We start from the raw sequence: 21,336 nt of genomic DNA on the forward strand, positions 1-21,336 counted from the left end.
AAAGTTTAAATTTCTAGCGAAAAATAAATAGGGCAGTGTTTCTGCCCTAAATGACTTTTCCTGATCAAATTTCTTGCTGTGCTTTTACTGCCGCAACTGCCACCATATTGATAATACGGCGAACAGAAGATGCCGAAGTTAAAATATGGACTGTTTTATTGATCCCCATTAAGATCGGGCCAATGGTAATTGGCGTTGCAGTGCCTTGTAGCAAGTTCAGACTGATTCGTGCAGCTTCCATTGTTGGCATAATTAGCAAGTTTGCCGCCCCTTTTAACGGGCTATCTGGCATAATTTCATTACGTAAACTTTCAGAAAGTGCAACATCACAATGCATTTCCCCATCAATCACTAATTCAGGCGCTTTGTTACGCACTAATTGCAAGACATTACGCATTTTTAGCGCATTTTCATCATTTGCGCTACCATAATTGGAATGAGAAACTAACGCAACTTGCGGTTCAATACCAAAACGGCGAACTTCTGCTGCAGACATTAAGGTAATTTCGGCTAATTCTTCTGCGGTTGGATTTGGATTAACGAACGTATCAGCGATAAACAGATTGCCTGTTGGCAATACCAAGCCATTTACGGTGGCAGGAATTGCGCCAGCTTTCACACCGGTAACATCTTTGATAGCGGCTAAGTGAGAAGCATAAGGCCCGACTAACCCACACAGCATTGCATCAGCTTTGCCGATTTCTAATAGTACAGATCCAAGTGCGGTCGGATTATGTAACATTTTTCGTTTCGCACCAGCGGGGGTCATTCCTTGGCGTTTCAGTTTGTCGTGATAATGTTGCCAACATTCTTCATAATAAGGGTTATTTTCAATGTCGATGACCTCAAAATCACGCCCAATTTCAAGGTGCAAACCGAGTTGCTTGATTTTTTCTTCAATAATGTGTGTACGCCCTAATAGCACAGGTTGTGCAATGCCTAATGTAGCAATTTCTTGCACTGCGTGTAGTACGCGAGTTTCTTCACCATCTGTCAGCAAGACCCGTTTTTTATCTTGTTTTGCTTGGGCAAATACAGGTTTCATAAATAAATTTGTTTTATACACAAACTGCGTGAGCTTTTCTAAATAAGCATCAAAATCCTCAATAGGACGGGTTGCCACCCCACTTTCCATTGCCGCTTTTGCGACCGCTGGGGCGATTTTTACGATAAGACGTGGATCGAACGGTTTTGGGATCAGATAATCTGGACCAAAAGACACTTCTGTCCCCCCATATGCGGAGGTAACCACTTCGCTTTGTTCGGCAAGCGCAAGATCCGCAATGGCATAAACCGCAGCCAATTTCATTTCTTCATTAATGGTGGTTGCACTTACATCTAATGCCCCACGGAAAATGAATGGGAAGCAAAGTACGTTATTTACTTGGTTTGGATAGTCAGAACGTCCCGTACAGACGATCGCATCTGGGCGAACTTGTTTCGCTAGAGGGGGTAAAATTTCAGGTTCAGGATTTGCCAAGGCAAGAATAAGCGGATTTGGTGCCATCATTTTTACCATTTCTTGGGTTAAGGCACCTGCGGCGGAACAACCAAGGAAAATATCGCAATTTGGCATTGCGTCTGCCAATGTTCGCGTGCCGTTGTCATCAATGGCATAACGTTTTTTGGTTTCATCCATTCGCTCATCACGCCCTTTGAAAATCACCCCTTTGGAATCACACACAGTGATATTTTCAGGTTTCATTCCAAGGGAAACAAGTAAGTTCAAGCAGGCAATAGATGCAGCCCCCGCGCCTGAAGCCACTAATTTTACCTCTTCAATTTTTTTATTCACAATGCGTAAACCGTTAATGACTGCAGCAGCTGAAATAATCGCTGTACCGTGCTGATCATCGTGGAAGACGGGAATATTCATTCGTTCACGCAATTTTTGTTCAATATAAAAACATTCTGGGGCTTTGATGTCTTCAAGATTAATGCCACCAAAAGTCGGTTCAAGTGCGGCAATAATTTCGACTAATTTATCGGGATCTTTTTCATCAATTTCAATATCAAACACATCTACGCCGGCAAACTTTTTAAATAGCACGCCTTTCCCTTCCATTACCGGTTTACCCGCTAACGCGCCAATGTTACCTAAGCCAAGTACCGCAGAACCATTAGAAATAACTGCCACAAGGTTACCGCGTGAGGTATATTTATAAGCCGCAGCGGGATCTTTTTCAATTTCTAAACAAGGTTCAGCCACACCGGGGGAATAAGCTAAGGCAAGATCTCGTTGGGTTGCAAGAGATTTCGTTGGCGTAACTTCAATTTTTCCCGGTTTTGGGAATTCGTGGAAATCAAGTGCTGCTTGACGTAGTTGTGCGTCCATAAAACCGTCCTTATAATAAGTTGAAAGTTTGTGAGAAAAATTTAACGCTATTATAGGCGAAAAAATCAGAAAATCTGTGATTTACAACACATTATTTACAATTCATTCACAAAATCAACCGCACTTTTGTTTTCGGTTCAACTAGGGTTTTATGCCGAGATGTTGTACAATATGCCGTTTTTATTAATGAGAAAATCACGCAATGAGATTAGATAAATTTTTAGCCGAGCAAACCGGGCTAACACGCTCTCAAGCCAATAAAGCCCTGCGTCAAAGTGCGGTGCAAATTAACGGAAAAATTGAGAAAAGTGGCGCAACCAAAGTCAGTGCGGAAGATGAAATTTATTTTGAGGGCGAACGCCTTACTTGGTTTGAGGCGGGGCATTACATTATGTTGAATAAACCGCAAGGCTATGTCTGTTCTAATGATGACGGTGATTATCCGACCATTTACCAATTCTTTGATTATCCCCTTGCGACTAAATTGCATAGTGCAGGACGGCTAGATGTGGATACTACGGGGCTAGTGTTGCTCACCGATGATGGGCAGTGGTCGCATCGTATTACTTCGCCTAAACATCATTGCGAGAAAACTTACCTTGTTACCCTTGCCGATCCTGTTGAAAATCATTACCAGCAGGCTTGTGCAGAAGGCATTTTATTACGTGGTGAGAAATCCACAACTAAACCCGCAAAACTTGAAATTATTGATGATTACAATGTCAATTTAACCTTAAGCGAGGGGCGTTATCATCAAGTGAAGCGAATGTTTGCCGCCTTAGGTAATAAAGTGGTTGCGTTGCACCGCTGGAAAATTGGTGATGTGGTGCTAGATGAACAATTAGAAGAGGGAGAATACCGCCCTTTAACTGATGAAGAATTAGCGACCTTAAAATAAGGATAAAATTGTGAGTGAAAAAACGATACATAAACCCAGCTTTATTTTTATTTTGACTCTTGGGCTGCTTTCAATGCTGCCACCACTTGGGGTGGATATGTATTTGCCTGCTTTTTTGCGTATGTCGCAAGATTTGCACGTCAGCCCTGAAAAAATTCAACACACCCTCACCTTCTTTGCTTATGGTATGGCATCAGGGCAGCTTTTCTGGGGGCCTGTGGGGGATAGCTATGGGCGTAAACCCGTTATTTTACTTGGTGTGATCGTGAGTGCCATTGCGGCTCTTATTCTTACGACCATTAATCAAATTGGTAGCTTCACGCTGTTGCGCTTTATGCAAGGCTTTTTTGGCGCTGCACCGGTGGTTTTAGTCGGGGCATTATTACGCGATTTATTTAGTAAAGATCAACTTTCTCGTACAATGTCAACGATTACGCTGGTATTTATGCTCGCCCCTTTAGTCGCCCCCATTATTGGTGGTTATCTTGTTACTTATTTTCATTGGCATTCCATTTTTTATGTTATTGCGGCGATGGGATTATTTAGTACATTGTTAGTCTTCTTTATTATTCCTGAAACCCATAAGAAAGAAAATCGTATTCCATTACGCCTAAACATTGTGGTGCGTAATTTTGTTAATTTATGGCGAAAAAAAGAAGTGCTAGGTTATATGTTTATGAGTGCCTTTGGCTTTGGCGGGTTATTTGCGTTCTTAACCGCAGGCTCGATTGTGTATATCGGTATTTATGGCATTCCAGAACAAAACTTTGGTTATTTCTTTATGTTGAACATTAGCGTGATGACCTTCGGTTCGTTCTTAAATGGACGTTTGGTTACCAAAGTTGGCACAGAAAAAATGTTACAAACAGGCTTAATCATTCAATTTATTGCGGCAATCTGGTTATTATTAGTGGTGTTTTTCGATCTTGGTTTTTGGTCAATGGCAATCGGAGTGGCACTATTTGTTGGACAGAACTCTTTAATTAGTTCCAATGCAATGGCGTCTATTTTAGAAAAATTCCCTGCAATGGCAGGAACGGCGAACTCAATGGTGGGGAGCGTCCGTTTTGGCACGGGGGCTTGTGTGGGTTCACTTGTTGCATTGATGAAAATTGACAGCGCCGCCCCAATGCTTTTAACAATGGTGGGTTGTTCATTTTTAGCCGTAAGCTGTTATTATTTTCTCACTTATAAACGCCTATAGTACCGTCTTTTCTGTTAGCCCTGACAAAATCGAACAATCAGGGCTATCATTTCCTTGGCAAGAACAATGCCAACGTTGTAATAAATCCAACATTTCTTGCAAGCTCGCAATTTTCTCTTTTAGCTCGGTAATATGTTGCTCGGTAATCGCTTTCACTTCGCGACTTGTGCGATTAGGATCGCGATTGAGCCTTAATAATTCGCGAATTTGTTGCAATGAAAAGCCGACTTTACGGGCATTACTGATAAAGCGAAGTTGGTTTAAATCTTGCTCAGAATAAAAGCGATAACCTGATAAGGTACGTTGTGCCTCTGGCAATAACCCTGCTTTTTCATAATCCCGAATTTGCTTGGCGGACAATCCAGTTTTCTCGGCGGCTTGGCTGATGTTCATTTTTTATCCCATTTTATTTATAAGTTTCTGTAAAGAACTTTTCTACGTTTTATTTGACTAATCCCCTGATGATTTATCAATGATTTTCAAAACAAGGATATTATTTTTATGCTATTTTCACGGTTTAAATTAAAAAGTTCAACGCTTATTGCTCTCGTTGCGCTTTATTTTACTTGTGTACTTAATGTTGCATTTTATAAAAAAGTGTGGGCATTGCACCCATTTGTAGGACAGCCTGAAGACTATTTTCTTCTCACTGTGCCTTTTTTTGTTTTTTTCACCCTCAATGCGGTATTTCAACTCATTGCCTTACCTATTTTACACAAAGTGATTATTCCACTTTTATTAATTATTAGTGCTGCCATTGGCTATCAAGCGTTATTTTATGACGTGCATTTTTCTACCGATATGCTTGAAAACGTCCTACAAACTACGCCTGCAGAAAGTGTTCGTATGCTCACTTGGCAATATCTCACTTGGATTGTCGTTTTTGGTGTGTTACCTGCCATATTATATATAATGACAAAAATTGACTACCGCACTTGGTGGAAAGAATTTGCGGTAAGATTAGGATTAATTGCTTTTTCAGGGATAGTGATTTTGGCGATCGCAAAAGGCTTTTATCAAGATTACGCGTCCTTTGTGCGTAATAATAAACCAGTAGTAAGTTTACTTGTGCCTTCAAATTTTATTAGTGCGGGCGTCAATGAAATTAAGCGTGTGCGTGAAGCTAATCGTCCTTATGTTCAAATTGGGTTAGATGCAAAACAAGATAAACCTGACGAATTTCAGCATCTTACTGTCATTGTTGTGGGGGAAACAACGCGGGCGCAAAATTGGGGATTAAATGGTTACGCACGGCAAACCACACCAAAACTCGCCGCCCGCGGACAGGAGATTATCAATTTCAATTCTGTGTCTAGTTGTGGTACATCAACGGCGGTTTCCGTGCCTTGTATGTTCTCTTATTTAACCAAAGCCGACTACGATGGTGCAAAAGCACAAAAAATGGATAATTTGCTTGATGTATTACAACGTGCTGGTGTGAATATTTTCTGGTTAGAAAATAATAGTGATTGTAAAGGAGTCTGTTTACGCGTACCTAATGAAACCATTCAAGCTAATCAGCCGACATTAAAAAATTACTGTACGGAGGGCGAATGCTTAGATACCGTTATGTTTTCTGATATAGATAAGATTCTTGAGCAAGCAGGTAAAGACGGTAAAGACACCGTATTAATTTTACATACTATTGGTAATCACGGTCCTACCTATTATGAACGTTATACCCCAGAATATCGACGTTTTACCCCAACCTGTGATACAAACCAAATTCAAAATTGTAGCAATCAAGAATTAGTGAATACTTATGATAATAGTATTTTATTTATTGATCATTTTCTTGATACGTTAATAGACAAGGTATCCAAACGTGATGATTTAGAAAGTGCGGTATATTATGTGTCCGATCACGGCGAATCACTTGGCGAAGACGGTATTTATCTACACGGCACACCTTATGCCATTGCGCCAATCTACCAAACGCGCGTCCCAATGATTTTCTGGTTTTCAGATAAATGGAAGAAAAATGAAGGCGTCGATTTAGACTGTCTACGTAACAATGCAAAGACGAAATCCTATTCTCACGATAATCTATTTAGCACCGTAATTGGAATGATGGATATGGATTTGAAAACAAACGTGTATCAAAAGGAATTAGACATTTTATCAAGTTGTAAAAAAGCACACGAATAAAAACATTCAAAAATAAAGTGCGGTGGAAAAATTGAGAAAATTTACACCGCACTTTAATTTGTGCTAATCAGCAATTATTTTTGGCTCAAATAATCCAACACGACTTGATGATGTTCCCCTGTTTTAAACTTCTCAAAGACCTTTTCGATTTTGCCTTGTTCATCAATTAAGAAGCTAATGCGATGAATGCCATCATAGGTTCTGCCCATAAATTTTTTCTCCCCCCATACGCCAAATTGCTCAGCTACTTTGTGATCTTCATCAGAGAGTAGAGTGAAATTCAAGGCTTTTTTCTCCACGAAATTGGCAAGCTTTTTCGGGCTATCAGGGCTGATGCCAAGAATGACGACATTTTGTTTTTCAAGCTCTGTTTTACTATCTCGTAAGCCACAAGCTTGGGTCGTACAACCGGGGGTAAGGGCTTTCGGATAAAAATAAACCAGCACTTTTTTGCCTTTAAAATCGCTAAGTGAAACAGGTTGTTCATTTTGATCAAGTAAAGAAAAGTGTGGTGCAAAATCGCCCGCTTTTAATGTTTGCATCGTAAATATCCTTAAAAATGTGATGTGATTGAGAAAAAATGCAAAAAATCACTTGCAAAGTTGGGCTATTTTAGCGATCTTAAACAAACTTTTTCAAGCAAACTCAATAGAGATAACAAAAATAATTCGGAGGTCTTTATGTCAGCAACGAATCCTTTATTTTACGGGAGTATTACCGCTTTAATTACCCCAATGGACTTACACGGTGAAGTGGATTTTGAGGCATTAGAAAAATTGGTTGAATACCATATTGCAGCGGGAACACACGGGATTGTGTCAGTGGGAACAACTGGGGAATCAGCGACATTAAGCATAGAGGAAAACGTTAAAACTATTTTAAAGACCGTTGAATTTGCCAAGGGACGTATTCCAGTAATTGCAGGGACTGGGGCAAATGCCACGAGTGAAGCAATCACAATGACAAAATTATTAAACGGCAGCGGCGTTGCAGGGTGTTTGTCTGTTGTGCCTTATTACAACAAACCAACGCAAGAAGGAATGTATCAACATTTTAAAGCCATTGCAGAATGCACCGATTTACCGCAAATTTTATATAACGTACCGGGACGCACAGGCAGTGATTTGCAACCTGAAACCGTGGGACGTTTAGCACAAATTGACAATATTGTGGCGATTAAAGAAGCAACGGGTGATGTGAGCCGTGTGGCGAAAATTAAACAACTTGCCGGTGAGGATTTCATTGTGTTAAGTGGTGATGATGCCACGGGCTTGGAAAGTATGAAAGCGGGTGGTGAAGGGGTGATCTCGGTAACCAACAACGTTGCAGCTGCAGAGATGGCGAAAATGTGTGAGCTTGCTTTGGCAGGAAAATTTGATGAGGCGGAAGTGATCAATCAACGTTTAATGGCGTTACATAAAGATCTTTTCATTGAATCGAATCCTATTCCCGTGAAATGGGCAGCGTATAAATTAGGCTTAATTCCTGAGTTAGTGCTACGTTTACCACTGACGACATTAAGTGAAACGGCACAACCAAAAGTGCTTGAAGCCTTGAAAATCGCAGGCTTAGTTTAATTCTTTTATTGCATAAAAGAGGGGCGTTGAGCAGTCAATGCCCCTTAAACTTTTCGGCATTCTGGTTGTCAAAACAGGCAATGAAATTTGTTTAATCTTGAGGATACATTGATGAAAAAGTGGTTGTTAAGCACACCAATTCTAATGACACTCGTGGCTTGTTCTGCAAGCAATGAAAGTAAACAGCAAGCGAATGATAACTTTGAAAAATATGCGCAGCAACAAGTGAGTTTTGCGCCGTTAGCAAGCGGTGGCGTAAATTTACCAGCACAGGATAACACTTATGCGTTGCCACAGCTTAATCAACAAGCACATCAAAAAGTAGATATTCGTCCACCAAGCACGCCGATTGCAATGATTAATAATTCTATTGCGCAGTTTGATGGTGAACGTGCTTTGATTGCGTATCCCTCCTCAAAAGAGGCGGTTTATAGCTTAAACCAAGTAGCACGTTTATTAAAAGAACAAGGCATTCATTACCAATATCAAGACAATCGTATTGAAACTAATTGGGCGGCAACGGGGCGTGCTGATGACATTGGTGATACACAAATTCGTTATTTGATCGAACAAGTGCAATATCAAGGCACAAGTGCTTTAGTTGTGTCTATTTTGCAAATGAAGCGGGATAATATTATTTTCACCCCAACAATGGCACAAAAGCAACGTTACACCTCTGATCGTTTAAACCAATTGATTGGCGAGTTAAACCGCGCTTATCGCAAGCAGCAAAATGAATTAAATAGCACGGCGATCACGCCAATTCAAACGCAATTAACCACCGATATAAATGGGCGTACCGCATTAGCATTAAATGCCCCTTTTAAGCAAGCGTGGCAACGTTTGCGTGGCGCGTTAAATCAAGTAGGATTTGAAACTTCGTCAGAAAATCCGGGGCGAGGCTATCGTGAATTAAAATATCGTCCGTTAGAAAAAACAGAATGGGCGAGATTTGGTGTGGCTGCACCTGAATTAGAAAAAGGCGAGTATGCTATGCAACTTGCTGATTTAGGCAGACAAAGTGCGGTGGTGATTACAGATGAAGACGGCAATGCCCTTTCAGGTAATCAAGCACAGTCTATTTACCAAGCTTTACAAGCTATTTTCGCGAAATAAAGTCTCATCAAAAATATATTTGATGAGCAGGGCGAGCCAGTATGTTCGCCCTTCGTTTTAATCTCTTAATCCGTAAAAATAAAGTGCGGTCTTTTTTTATCAAATTTTTAAGGGCAAACTGATGCTGAGTTATCGTCATAGCTTCCACGCAGGCAACTTTGCCGATGTGCTAAAACATATCGTGCAAATACTGATTATTGAAAGTCTGCAACAAAAAGACAAAGGCTTTTATTATTTAGACACTCACGCTGGTGTCGGGCATTATCGTTTATTCGGTAATGAAGCTGAAAAAACAGGGGAATATAAAGAGGGGATCGGACGTTTGTGGGAGCAAGCAGAAATGCCAGAAGAAGTGGCACGTTATGTTGCCCTTATCAAAAAGCTGAATTATGGCGGCAAATCGCTACGTTATTACGCGGGATCACCGCTTATCGCCGCACATTTATTGCGTCCACAAGATCGTGCGTTATTAACCGAGCTTCACCCCGCGGATTTCCCATTATTACGCAATAATTTCAAACAATTCGACAATGTGACCACTAAGCGTGATAACGGTTTTCAGCAAATTAAAGCCACACTGCCACCAAAAGAAAGACGTGGGTTTATTTTGATTGATCCCCCTTATGAATTAAAAGAGGATTATGATTTGGTGGTCAATGCCATTGAAGAAGGGGTAAAACGTTTTGCCACAGGCATCTATGCGATTTGGTATCCCGTGGTGTTACGCCAGCAAACAAAACGTATGATCAAAGGCTTGGAAAACACCGGCATTCGTAAAATTCTGCAAATTGAAATGGCCGTGCGCCCTGATTCAGACCAACGTGGAATGACCGCAAGCGGAATGATTGTGATAAATCCCCCTTGGCAATTAGAAGCCCAAATGAAAAAAATCCTGCCTTACCTTACTAAAACACTTGTTCCAGAAGGCACGGGAAGTTGGTCGGTGAAATGGATCACACCAGAGTAAGAATTTACCGATTGGATTAATTAGTCGCTTTGAGCCCGATTTTTCGGCAAAATACGCGCAGATTTATGATGGGCTTTTTTATCTTTCACAGCCCAATTTAGTAATTTAGGGAGTTAATAAAATGACAAAACATTATGATTATATCGCCATTGGTGGCGGAAGTGGCGGTATCGCCTCCATTAACCGTGCAGCAAGCTATGGAAAAAAATGTGCCATTATTGAAGCAAAAGAACTTGGCGGAACCTGCGTAAACGTGGGCTGTGTGCCAAAAAAAGTGATGTGGTATGGGGCGCAAGTGGCAGAAGCCATCAATCTATATGCCCCTGATTATGGCTTTGATGTTGCGGTAAATCATTTTGATTTCAGTAAGTTAGTGGAAAATCGTCAGGCTTATATTGGACGCATTCACACCTCTTACAATAATGTCTTAGCTAAAAATAATGTGGATGTGATCAAAGGCTTCGCCAAATTTGTTGATGCGCATACTGTCGAAGTGAATGGCGAAAAAATCAGTGCTGATCATATTTTAATCGCAACAGGAGCTTACCCTGCGCGTCCTGACATTAATGGCGCAGAATACGGGATTGATTCTGACGGGGTATTTGAATTAAACGCCCTACCAAAATCCGTCGCCGTGGTAGGCGCGGGCTATATCGCGGTAGAATTAGCGGGCGTGTTAAACAGCCTTGGCGTGGACACCCACTTATTCGTGCGTAAACAAAGCCCATTGCGTAGTTTTGACCCGCTAATCGTCGAAACCCTTGTGGAAGTGATGGCGCAAGATGGCATTCACTTACACACTCACGCTATTCCAAAAGAAGTGGTGAAAAATGCTGACGGTTCTTTCACCTTAAAATTAGAAGATGGACGTGAGCAAACGGTTGAAAAAGTGATTTGGGCGATTGGCCGCAAGCCAAATACGGCGAATATCAACCTTGTTGCGGCAGGCGTGGAAACCAATGACAAAGGTTTTATCAAAGTCGATAAATATCAAAATACCAATGTGAAAGGGATTTATGCCGTAGGCGATATTATCGAAGGTGGCATTGAACTTACGCCTGTTGCGGTTGCCGCAGGTCGCCGTTTGTCTGAGCGTTTGTTTAACAATAAACCAAACGAACATTTAGATTATAATCTCGTGCCAACCGTGGTATTCAGCCACCCACCAATCGGTACTGTGGGATTAACTGAACCACAAGCCATTGAGCAATATGGCGCAGAAAATGTGAAAGTGTATAAATCCTCATTTACACCAATGTACAGCGCGGTAACTCAGCATCGCCAGCCTTGCCGAATGAAATTAGTTTGCGTCGGCAAAGATGAAAAAATTGTCGGCTTACACGGCATTGGTTTTGGGGTAGATGAAATGATCCAAGGCTTTGCCGTTGCAATTAAAATGGGAGCAACCAAAGCGGATTTTGATAATACTGTTGCTATTCACCCAACGGGTTCAGAAGAATTTGTAACGATGCGTTAATCTTCAGTGCGGTATAAATTTTCATCATTTTTAGTTAATCCAACCTTTCGCGGTTGGATTTTTTATTTCTTCAAGCATAAATTGAATGTTTTTTATTCTTTTTCTTGTCAGAAAAGCGAAAAAATAAAATTTGTGTGAAAAAATGACCGCACTTTTAATTTGAATGGAGTACACTGAAAGAAATCTGATTAGCATAGTTGATGTGACGAACTTGAACTTTGCTAAATTGCCCCAATATGGAAGAGTAATTTCGAGTTTTATAGGAAAGAGAGAAAATATGAACGCCAGACGAACAAAACAAAAAACCATACCTGTTTTACCATTACGAGATGTGGTGGTTTTTCCTTATATGGTGATGCCATTGTTTGTGGGACGCGAAAAATCCATCGCAAGTCTTGAAGAGGCAATGGAAAACGGCAAACAATTATTATTAGTTTCACAAAAAGCAGCCGAGTTAGAACAGCCTACTGTGGATGATGTGTATGATGTAGGAACGGTGGCAAATATTATTCAATTATTGAATTTGCCAGACGGCACGGTAAAAGTGCTGGTGGAAGGTCAGCAACGGGCTAAGATTTCCCATTTAGAAGATAATGGGCGTTTTTTCGAGGCAAAAATTGCCTTAATGGATACCCAATTTGGCGATGAAACAGAATTGGAAGTGATACAGAATATCACGTTAGAAGAGTTTGAAAAATACATTGAACTCAACAAAAAAGTCCAGCCAGATGTGCTTTCAGCCTTAAAAAGTATTGCTGATCCAGAACGTTTAAGCGACACAATGGCAGCCCATATGCCTGTTCCTGTAGCGCGTAAGCAGGATGTATTGAGCATTGCAAATGTCACAGAGCGTTTTGAATATTTGCTCGGTTTAATGATTAACGAAGCGGGCATTTTAGAAGTCGAAAAGCGTATTCGTGGGCGCGTGAAAAAACAAATGGAAAAAAGCCAGCGTGATTACTATCTTAACGAACAGATCAAAGCCATTCAAAAAGAACTCGGCGAAACAGATAGCACGCTGGATGAAGTCGAACAACTGCGCCAAAAAGTAGAAGACGCCAAAATGCCGAAAGAGGCAAAAGAAAAAGTGGAAGCCGAGTTGCAGAAGCTGAAAATGATGTCGCCAATGTCAGCCGAAGCGACGGTGGTGCGTAGCTACATTGACTGGATGCTACAAGTGCCGTGGCATAAACGTAGCAAAGTAAAAAAAGATATTGTCAAAGCACAAGAAATCCTTGATGCGGATCACTACGGCTTAGAGCGTGTGAAAGATCGCATTTTGGAATATTTAGCGGTTCAAAGTCGTTTAAATCAACTTAAAGGCCCTATTCTTTGTTTAGTTGGACCACCGGGGGTAGGAAAAACCTCTCTAGGGCAATCTATTGCAAATGCGACTGGGCGGAAGTATGTTCGTATGGCACTCGGTGGCGTGCGCGACGAAGCCGAAATCCGTGGGCATCGTAAAACCTACATCGGTTCATTGCCGGGTAAATTGATCCAAAAAATGGCAAAAGTAGGGGTGAAAAATCCGCTCTTTTTACTTGATGAGATTGATAAAATGGCATCAGATATGCGCGGCGATCCGGCTTCCGCACTGCTAGAAGTGCTTGATCCGGAGCAGAACGCGAACTTTAACGATCATTATTTAGAAGTTGATTATGATCTGTCTGATGTTATGTTTGTGGCAACATCAAATTCAATGAATATTCCGGGACCATTGCTTGATCGTATGGAAGTGATTCGTTTATCGGGTTATACAGAAGACGAAAAACTCAATATTGCGACACGCCATTTGCTTAACAAACAAATTGAGCGTAACGGCTTGAAGAAAAGTGAATTAAAGATCGAAGAAAGTGCCATTTTAGATATTATCCGCTATTACACTCGTGAAGCGGGCGTGCGTGGACTTGAACGTGAGATTTCTAAAATCTGCCGTAAAGCGGTGAAAAATTTATTGCTGAATCCAAAATTAAAATCGATCACCGTAAACAGCGATAATCTTGATGAATATTTAGGTGTAAAACGCTTTGAGTTTGGTCGTGCCGATACACAAAACCGCGTGGGGGAAGTTACCGGCTTGGCGTGGACACAAGTGGGCGGTGATTTGCTTACCATTGAAGCCACTTCGGTTATTGGGAAAGGCAAATTAACTTATACGGGATCACTTGGTGATGTGATGAAAGAATCAATCCAAGCGGCGATGACTGTTGTGCGTTCTCGTGCCGAAAAATTAGGGATTGCCACTGATTTCCACGAAAAACGTGATATTCATATTCACGTTCCAGATGGTGCAACGCCAAAAGATGGACCAAGTGCTGGGATCGCAATGTGTACCGCATTAGTTTCTTGCTTAACGGGGAATCCCGTGAAGTCTGAAGTGGCAATGACGGGAGAAATCAGCTTGCGTGGTAAAGTGTTACCTATTGGTGGTTTGAAGGAAAAATTACTTGCTGCACATCGTGGCGGGATTAAAACTGTGATTATTCCAAAAGACAATGTGAAAGATTTGGAAGAAATTCCAGATAATGCGAAAAATAGCTTGGATATTCGAGCCGTGGAAACCATTGATGAAGTATTAAGCATTGCTTTAGAAAATCCACCTGAAGGGATTGATTTTGCTCACTTAATTGCAAAAGAAGAAAAAACAACGCCACGCCGTAAAAGTAAACGTGCAGAAAGTGCGGTGAATTAATTGCCTATTTTTTAATGATAAAGTCGGTAAAGTGCAATCTTTGCCGACTTTTTTATTTTTATACTGGTAATCAAAGCGCTTTCGATTATAATTCTTAAAATTTGTCTTAATCTTACCTTTAAGGATAACGTCAATGTTAATGGAAAAACTCAGTGATGCGTCAAACAGCATCTTGTGGAAGATCATTTTCGCCCTAATTGTGGTGTCATTTGTCTTAAGTGGTGTAGCAGGCTATATGTTTACACGCGTTGATACCTCGGCGGCGAAAGTGAATGGGGAAGAAATTTCACAACAAACTTTCTTAGAACAATATAATCAAGAATATCAACGCTTTAGTGAACAACTGGGGGCGCAATTTACCGCAGTCGCGGATTCCCCTGAATTTGTTAATGGCTTACGTAGATCGGTTTTAGATCGTTTAATCGATCAAGAATTATTGCGTCAATATGCAGCAGAATTAAAACTTGATGTGAGTGATAGCCAAATTCAACAAGCCATTGTGACCAGCCCAATTTTTCAAAAGGATGGCAAATTTGATAACGCACTTTATCAACAAATGTTATCAGCCAATGGATTAAGCGGTAATCAATATGCTCAGTATTTACGTCAAGGTTTAACCTTGCAGCAACTTAATGACGGAATTGTGCGTTCCGCATTTACCGTGCCTAGCCAAAATGCACGTTTAGCACAACTCTTTTTCCAACAACGGGATGTGCGTTTAGCGGAGTTTCCACTTGCCGCGACAATCGCACAACAACAAGTCAGCGAAGCTGAAATTAGTGCTTACTACAATGCCAATAAAGGGGCATTTGCCGTACCTGAATTAGTGAAAGTGCAATATTTGGATTTAACTCACCAAGCAGCGGAAAAAAATGTGAAGGTGACGGATGTAGAAATTGCACAATATTATCAAGATAACAAAGCACAATATATGACTCAGCGTTTAGCCCATATTCAGCTTCCAACAGAAAAAGAAGCACAGGCAGTTTATGCGGATTTACAAAAAGGCGAAAGCTTTGCTGCTTTAGCAAAACTTTATTCTAGCGATAAAATTTCTGGCGCAAATGGCGGTGATTTGGATTGGGTTGTCGCAGGTATGATGCCACCACAATTTGAAGCCGCAGCCCGTGAGTTGAAAGTGGGGGAATATAGCCAACCAGTCAAAGTGGATAATGCTTACCATATTATCAAAGTAGAAGAAGAAAAATTCCTGCCATTAGCGCAAGTGAAAAACGATATTGCGGCGAAACTTCGCAATGAATTAAGCACGAAAGCGTTTTACGCAATGGAAAAACAAGCCAATGAGAAAGCCTTTGAACAACCTGATTCCTTACAAGCAGCCGCGCAAGCTTCAGGCGTAAATGTACAAGAAACAGGTTATTTCTCACGCAATGATATTCCAGCCGCACTCAATTATGGCAATGTGGTCTCAGCGTTATTTGATTCTGAATTAACCCAAGGCGGAACAAACTCAGAAGCAATTAATGTGGGGGAACAACATTCTTTGATTGTTCGTGTGGTAGAACATAAACCAGAAGGAGTGAAAACGCTTGATGAGGCAAAAAATGACATTGCACAATACCTAAAACAGCAAAAAGCGGAAAAAATTGTGATAGCTCAAGCTGAAAAAGTGGCACAGGCACTTAATGCAAATAACAATGCGGCTCTGCCAAATGGCATTCAATTTGGTGAGAAAACGCAATGGGTTTATGCTGAAAATAAAAATCCACAGCTGCGTGATGTGATTTTTGCAATGAAAAAAGCAACGGATAAACCTGTTTATGCCGCTGCGAAAAACGGCGATAACAGCGTTATAGTGATTGAACTAACGAACATTAAAGACGGGGAATTAACCCCTGAACAGCTTAAACAGTTCGATGCACAGCTAAACCAAGCACAACAAACAGAATTACAGCAAGCACTATTGCAGGCGTTACGCACAAAAGCGAAAATTGAAATTAATCAAGAATTTTTAACTCAGCAAGAATAATGTTGAATAGAAAATTTACTGCGGCAATTTGTGATGACAAATTGCCGCTTTTGTGTTGGTTTCTAAAAATTTGCTAGTTTTTTACCGCACTTTATGGTATAAAGTGCGGCGTTATTTTGGCTAGACTAAGAAAGTCATTTTTATTTTAGGCAAAATAAGTTCAAACTTAATTTTTTAATAATAAATCACACACATATCACAGGGATAAATCGGGGTGCCAAACGGTCGATTTATTTGGTATGTGGAGGCTAAACCCCAAAACAAAAGGAAAATTATTATGGCACAAGTTTCAATGCGCGAAATGCTACAAGCTGGCGTTCACTTCGGTCACCAAACTCGTTACTGGAACCCAAAAATGAAACCATTCATTTTCGGACCACGCAACGGTGTTCATATCATCAACCTTGAAAAAACCGTTCCAATGTTTAATGCTGCACTAGCAGAATTAACTCGCATTGCGGGCAACAACGGTAAAATCTTATTTGTTGGTACAAAACGTGCAGCAAGTGAAGCAGTGAAAGCAGCAGCATTAGACTGTCAGCAATATTATGTAAACCACCGTTGGTTAGGTGGTATGTTGACTAACTGGAAAACAGTGCGTCAATCAATCAAACGCTTAAAAGATTTAGAAACCCAATCTCAAGATGGCACTTTCGATAAATTAACTAAGAAAGAAGCATTAATGCGTAGCCGTGAGATGGAAAAACTTGAATTAAGTCTTGGTGGTATCAAAGATATGGCGGGGCTTCCTGATGCATTATTTGTTATCGGTGCAGATCACGAACACATCGCAATCAAAGAAGCAAATAATTTAGGAATTCCTGTATTTGCTGTAGTCGATACAAACTCTACACCTGATGGTGTTGATTTTGTTATCCCAGGTAACGATGATGCAGCGCGTGCAATTCAACTATATCTTGCAGCAGCAGCGGCAGCAGTAAAAGAAGGTCGCCAACAAGAAGTGGTAACCGAAGAAAAATTTGCTGAAGCAGAAGCGGCTGAATAATTCAGGTGAATGCGGCGAAAGCCCTTATTAATCACAACGATTAATTGGTTAGCAGGGGGCTTATGTTCCCTGCTTTTTTACATAAGTGCGGTCAAAAATCGCACCAAATTTTGTGGATAGAGGATTTTAAAATGGCTGAAATTACAGCATCTTTAGTAAAAGAACTTCGTGATCGTACTGGCGCTGGTATGATGGAATGTAAAAAAGCGTTAGTAGAAGCAAATGGCGATATCGAATTAGCAATTGATAATATGCGTAAATCAGGTCAAGCAAAAGCGGCGAAAAAAGCAGGCCGTGTTGCAGCTGAAGGGGTTATTATCGCCCGTGTTGCTGGTGACTATGGTGTAATGATTGAAATGAACTGTGAAACTGACTTCGTAGCTAAAGATGCAGGTTTCTTAGGTTTAGCGAATGAAGTTGCAGATTACGCATTAAACAACAAAGGCGTTACAATCGAAGCGTTACAAGCTGAATTTGAAGAAAAACGTGCAGCATTAGTTGCAAAAATCGGTGAGAATATGACAATCCGCCGTGTTGGTTCAGTGCAAGCGCCTGTAGTAGGTTCATACTTACATGGTGCGAAAATTGGCGTATTAGTGGGTGCTGCAAACGCTGATGAAGAATTAGTAAAACACGTTGCAATGCACGTTGCAGCAAGTCGTCCAGAATATGTTAACCCAAGTGATGTACCTGCAGACGTAGTAGAACACGAGCGTCAAATCCAAGTGGATATCGCAATGCAATCAGGTAAACCACGTGAAATCGCTGAGAAAATGGTTGAAGGCCGTATGAAGAAATTCACAGGTGAAGTTTCTTTAACAGGCCAACCGTTCGTAATGGATCCATCTAAATCCGTTGGCGATCTATTAAAAGAAAAAGGCGCAGAAGTTGTTTCATTCTTACGCTTTGAAGTCGGTGAAGGTATCGAAAAAGTAGAAACTGACTTCGCCGCAGAAGTTGCAGCAATGACTAAATAATTATTGCTGAGAACAGAAAAAGCAGATCTTTGTTGGATCTGCTTTTTCATTATCATTCACTAGATCTTATGATAAAAATTCTACTTGATGTTTATACATCAATCATTTGATCTTTGAATAAAAAAATCGAATATCCCATTTTCAGCTTAAAATAATACCACCCCTCACTTTGCTTTATCCTCCCTATCTTCTTTATTTTACGCTCCTTGTTTGATGTTTTAGTGGCGATCTTAACAAGATAAGATTTTTATTTTATGTGATTTTTTATTCAAATTATTTGATTAAATATTTACTTTGGCTTATGCTAACCTACATCTCTGGCAGTGAATTTAAGGATCGCAAATGAACACTTATAATAGACAAATTTTTGATGAGGTGATGATACAGAATTATGTTCCCGCAGAGTTTATTCCAGTAAAGGGAAAGGGAAGCAGAGTTTGGGATCAACAAGGGCGAGAATATATTGATTTTACAAGTGGTATTGCGGTGAATGCGTTGGGGCATTGCCCTGATGAGATTGTGGCAGTATTAAAAGAGCAAGGTGAAACACTGTGGCATTCTAGCAACTGGTTCACCAGTGAGCCAACGTTGGCATTAGCAACAAAATTGGTACAGAAAACCTTTGCTGAACGCGTAATGTTTGTTAATTCTGGGGCGGAAGCTAATGAGGCTGCACTGAAATTGGCTCGCCGTTATGCGGTAGATCATTTTGGGGCGCAGAAAAGTAAAATTATTGCGTTTAAGCAAAGCTTTCATGGTCGCACATTATTCACGGTAAGCGTTGGTGGGCAAGCAAAATATTCTGACGGCTTTGGGCCGAAACCGGCTGATATCATTCACGTCCCCTTTAATGATCTTGCAGCAGTGAAAGCCATCATTGATGATCATACTTGCGCAGTAATAGTTGAGCCGATTCAAGGCGAAGGCGGGGTGAAACCTGCTGATCCTGCATTCTTACAAGGCTTACGCCAGCTTTGTGATGAGAATAATGCCTTGCTGATTTTTGATGAAGTGCAAACAGGCTTATCGCGTACAGGTTATTTTTATGCCTATATGAAATATGGTGTGGTGCCTGATATTCTGACCTCTGCTAAAGCGTTGGGTAATGGCTTTCCGATTGGTGCGATGCTGACGACGGATAAGATTGCGAAAAGCTTTTCTGTTGGCGTACACGGCACCACTTTTGGCGGTAATCCTCTTGCTTGTGCCGTAGCATCAAAGGTGGTGGATGTGCTTTCTGATGAGAAATTCTTAGCAAAAATTCACCGCACTTCTGAGCGCTTTATGCAGAAGTTAAATGAGATAAATCAAGATCTCAATCTATTTAGTGAGATTCGCGGTGCAGGTTTATTGATTGGGGCAGAGCTGAATGCGAAATATCGTGGTAAAGCCAGTGAATTTGTGAAAAGTGCGGCTGAAAATGGACTAATGATTTTAGTCGCCGGTCCCGATGTTTTGCGTTTTGCACCAGCCTTGAATATTGATGAAGAAGCATTACAAGAAGGGTTTGTACGCTTAGAAAAAACCTTAGGCAAATTTTTATAATAGATTAAATAGCAAAGAAAAACCTCGTATTAAACGAGGTTTTTTAATCGATTTACGAACGTTTCATAATTTCAAAAAACTCTTCGTTAGTTTTGGCAACGGCGAGCTTATCAATAAGGAATTCCATTGCTTCCACTTCACCCATTGGGTTAAGGATTTTGCGTAGAATCCACATTTTTTGTAGTTCATCAGGGGTAGTGAGTAAATCTTCTTTACGTGTACCTGAGCGGTTAAAGTCAATGGCTGGGAAGACGCGTTTTTCAGCAATTTTACGTGAAAGATGTAACTCCATATTCCCCGTTCCTTTAAATTCTTCAAAGATCACTTCGTCCATTTTTGACCCTGTATCCACAAGTGCGGTCGCGATAATGGTTAAACTTCCCCCTTCTTCTACATTACGGGCCGCACCGAAGAAACGTTTTGGGCGATGTAATGCGTTGGCATCTACACCACCAGAAAGAATTTTACCTGAAGCTGGCGTTACGGTGTTATAAGCTCGGGCAAGGCGAGTGATACTATCTAATAAAATCACCACGTCTTTTTTGTGTTCGACTAAGCGTTTTGCTTTTTCGATAACCATTTCAGCTACCTGAACGTGGCGAGAAGCGGGTTCATCGAAGGTTGATGCAATCACTTCGCCTTTTACTGAACGTTGCATTTCAGTTACTTCTTCTGGACGTTCGTCAATTAATAAAACGATAAGCTCACACTCTGGATAGTTGTGAGTGATGCTTTGTGCAATGTTTTGTAGCAACATTGTTTTACCCGCTTTTGGTGGAGCAACGATTAAGCCACGTTGTCCTTTTCCAATCGGGGAGGCTAAATCTAAAATACGTGCGGTGAGATCTTCGGTTGAACCATTACCACGTTCCATTCTTAAACGAGAATTGGCGTGAAGTGGAGTTAAATTTTCAAATAAAATTTTGCTACGTGAAACTTCAGGTTTGTCATCATTTACTTGATCGACTTTTAGCAAGGCAAAATAACGTTCGCCTTCTTTTGGTGGGCGAATTTTCCCTTCAATTTTATCCCCAGTTTGTAAGTTGAAACGGCGAATTTGGCTTGGAGAAACATAGATATCGTCAGGACCTGCGAGGTAGGAGCTATCGGCGGAACGTAAGAAACCAAAACCATCTGGAAGGATTTCTAACACTCCGCCACCGAAAATATCTTCACCGCTTTTAGCGTGTTGTTTTAGGATAGCGAAAACAATATCTTGTTTACGTAAACGAGCTAGATTTTCTAAACCCATTTGTTCTTCACCGAGTTTCACAAGATCAGAAACGGGCGTATTTTTTAGTTCTGTTAAATGCATAATAATTTGAAATGTTGGTTAGATTGGAAAATGAATTTTTATGAAGATGTTTGAATATTGAATGGGTGTAAAATTACCATTAAATGACG

General features: G+C 40.7%; 16 protein-coding genes. 12 read left to right on the top strand and 4 right to left on the bottom strand.

The features are described 5' to 3' along the window. Positions 1-64 precede the first annotated feature (64 nt). The gene (locus L4F91_RS02320) at positions 65-2,335 is read right to left on the bottom strand and encodes an NADP-dependent malic enzyme (RefSeq protein ID WP_395897044.1); all 2,271 of its coding nucleotides are present in this window, start codon (positions 2,333-2,335) and stop codon (positions 65-67) included. Positions 2,336-2,537: 202 nt separating this feature from the next. Between L4F91_RS02320 and rsuA the strand changes: the two genes are divergently transcribed. After that, a complete protein-coding gene (gene rsuA / locus L4F91_RS02325) occupies positions 2,538-3,233 on the top strand; it encodes a 16S rRNA pseudouridine(516) synthase RsuA (RefSeq protein ID WP_395897045.1) in 696 nt (231 codons plus the stop codon). A gap of 7 nt (positions 3,234-3,240) precedes the next feature. Further along, entirely contained in the window at positions 3,241-4,437 is a 1,197-nt protein-coding gene (locus L4F91_RS02330; RefSeq protein ID WP_250364538.1) for a Bcr/CflA family multidrug efflux MFS transporter, read from the top strand. Here L4F91_RS02330 and cueR read toward each other — a convergent pair. Further along, on the bottom strand, positions 4,432-4,830 hold the full coding sequence (cueR, locus tag L4F91_RS02335; protein WP_395897047.1) for a Cu(I)-responsive transcriptional regulator: 399 nt from the start codon (positions 4,828-4,830) through the stop codon (positions 4,432-4,434). The genes L4F91_RS02330 and cueR overlap by 6 nt on opposite strands. Positions 4,831-4,938: 108 nt before the next feature. Here cueR and L4F91_RS02340 point away from each other — a divergent pair, with 108 nt between their 5' ends. Beyond that, positions 4,939-6,585 carry a phosphoethanolamine transferase gene (locus L4F91_RS02340; protein ID WP_395897049.1) on the top strand — a complete coding sequence of 549 codons (1,647 nt, stop codon included), beginning with the start codon at positions 4,939-4,941 and terminating at the stop codon, positions 6,583-6,585. Positions 6,586-6,659: 74 nt separating this feature from the next. Here the strand turns inward: L4F91_RS02340 and bcp are convergent, their stop codons facing one another. Further along, positions 6,660-7,127 carry a thioredoxin-dependent thiol peroxidase gene (gene bcp / locus L4F91_RS02345; protein ID WP_395897051.1) on the bottom strand — a complete coding sequence of 156 codons (468 nt, stop codon included), beginning with the start codon at positions 7,125-7,127 and terminating at the stop codon, positions 6,660-6,662. A 138-nt stretch (positions 7,128-7,265) separates the two neighbouring features. Between bcp and dapA the strand changes: the two genes are divergently transcribed. The 9 genes from dapA to L4F91_RS02390 all read left to right on the top strand — a co-directional run bounded on the left by dapA (position 7,266) and on the right by L4F91_RS02390 (position 19,932). Then, the gene (gene dapA, locus L4F91_RS02350; RefSeq protein ID WP_250364181.1) at positions 7,266-8,162 is read left to right on the top strand and encodes a 4-hydroxy-tetrahydrodipicolinate synthase; all 897 of its coding nucleotides are present in this window, start codon (positions 7,266-7,268) and stop codon (positions 8,160-8,162) included. Between the two features lie 111 nt (positions 8,163-8,273). Continuing rightward, the gene (gene bamC / locus L4F91_RS02355; protein WP_395897053.1) at positions 8,274-9,278 is read left to right on the top strand and encodes an outer membrane protein assembly factor BamC; all 1,005 of its coding nucleotides are present in this window, start codon (positions 8,274-8,276) and stop codon (positions 9,276-9,278) included. 121 nt (positions 9,279-9,399) lie between these two features. Further along, entirely contained in the window at positions 9,400-10,245 is an 846-nt protein-coding gene (locus tag L4F91_RS02360; RefSeq protein WP_395897055.1) for a 23S rRNA (adenine(2030)-N(6))-methyltransferase RlmJ, read from the top strand. Positions 10,246-10,366: 121 nt separating this feature from the next. Further along, positions 10,367-11,722, top strand: coding sequence for a glutathione-disulfide reductase (gorA, locus tag L4F91_RS02365; protein WP_250364184.1), 1,356 nt, complete (start codon positions 10,367-10,369; stop codon positions 11,720-11,722). Positions 11,723-11,999: 277 nt separating this feature from the next. Continuing rightward, the gene (lon, locus tag L4F91_RS02370; RefSeq protein WP_395897056.1) at positions 12,000-14,414 is read left to right on the top strand and encodes an endopeptidase La; all 2,415 of its coding nucleotides are present in this window, start codon (positions 12,000-12,002) and stop codon (positions 14,412-14,414) included. A gap of 133 nt (positions 14,415-14,547) precedes the next feature. After that, entirely contained in the window at positions 14,548-16,404 is a 1,857-nt protein-coding gene (ppiD, locus tag L4F91_RS02375) for a peptidylprolyl isomerase (RefSeq protein WP_395897058.1), read from the top strand. A 277-nt stretch (positions 16,405-16,681) separates the two neighbouring features. Further along, positions 16,682-17,410, top strand: coding sequence for a 30S ribosomal protein S2 (rpsB, locus tag L4F91_RS02380; RefSeq protein WP_250350813.1), 729 nt, complete (start codon positions 16,682-16,684; stop codon positions 17,408-17,410). A gap of 131 nt (positions 17,411-17,541) precedes the next feature. Next, the gene (tsf, locus tag L4F91_RS02385; protein WP_250364187.1) at positions 17,542-18,387 is read left to right on the top strand and encodes a translation elongation factor Ts; all 846 of its coding nucleotides are present in this window, start codon (positions 17,542-17,544) and stop codon (positions 18,385-18,387) included. Between the two features lie 342 nt (positions 18,388-18,729). Beyond that, entirely contained in the window at positions 18,730-19,932 is a 1,203-nt protein-coding gene (locus L4F91_RS02390; RefSeq protein WP_250350811.1) for an aspartate aminotransferase family protein, read from the top strand. Between the two features lie 52 nt (positions 19,933-19,984). Here L4F91_RS02390 and rho read toward each other — a convergent pair whose 3' ends face one another. Continuing rightward, positions 19,985-21,247, bottom strand: a complete 1,263-nt coding sequence (rho, locus tag L4F91_RS02395) for a transcription termination factor Rho (RefSeq protein WP_250350810.1) — start codon at positions 21,245-21,247, stop codon at positions 19,985-19,987. Positions 21,248-21,336 lie beyond the last annotated feature (89 nt).

Origin of the sequence: Avibacterium sp. 20-126, assembly GCF_044358625.1 — a bacterium.
Taxonomy (GTDB): domain Bacteria; phylum Pseudomonadota; class Gammaproteobacteria; order Enterobacterales; family Pasteurellaceae; genus Avibacterium.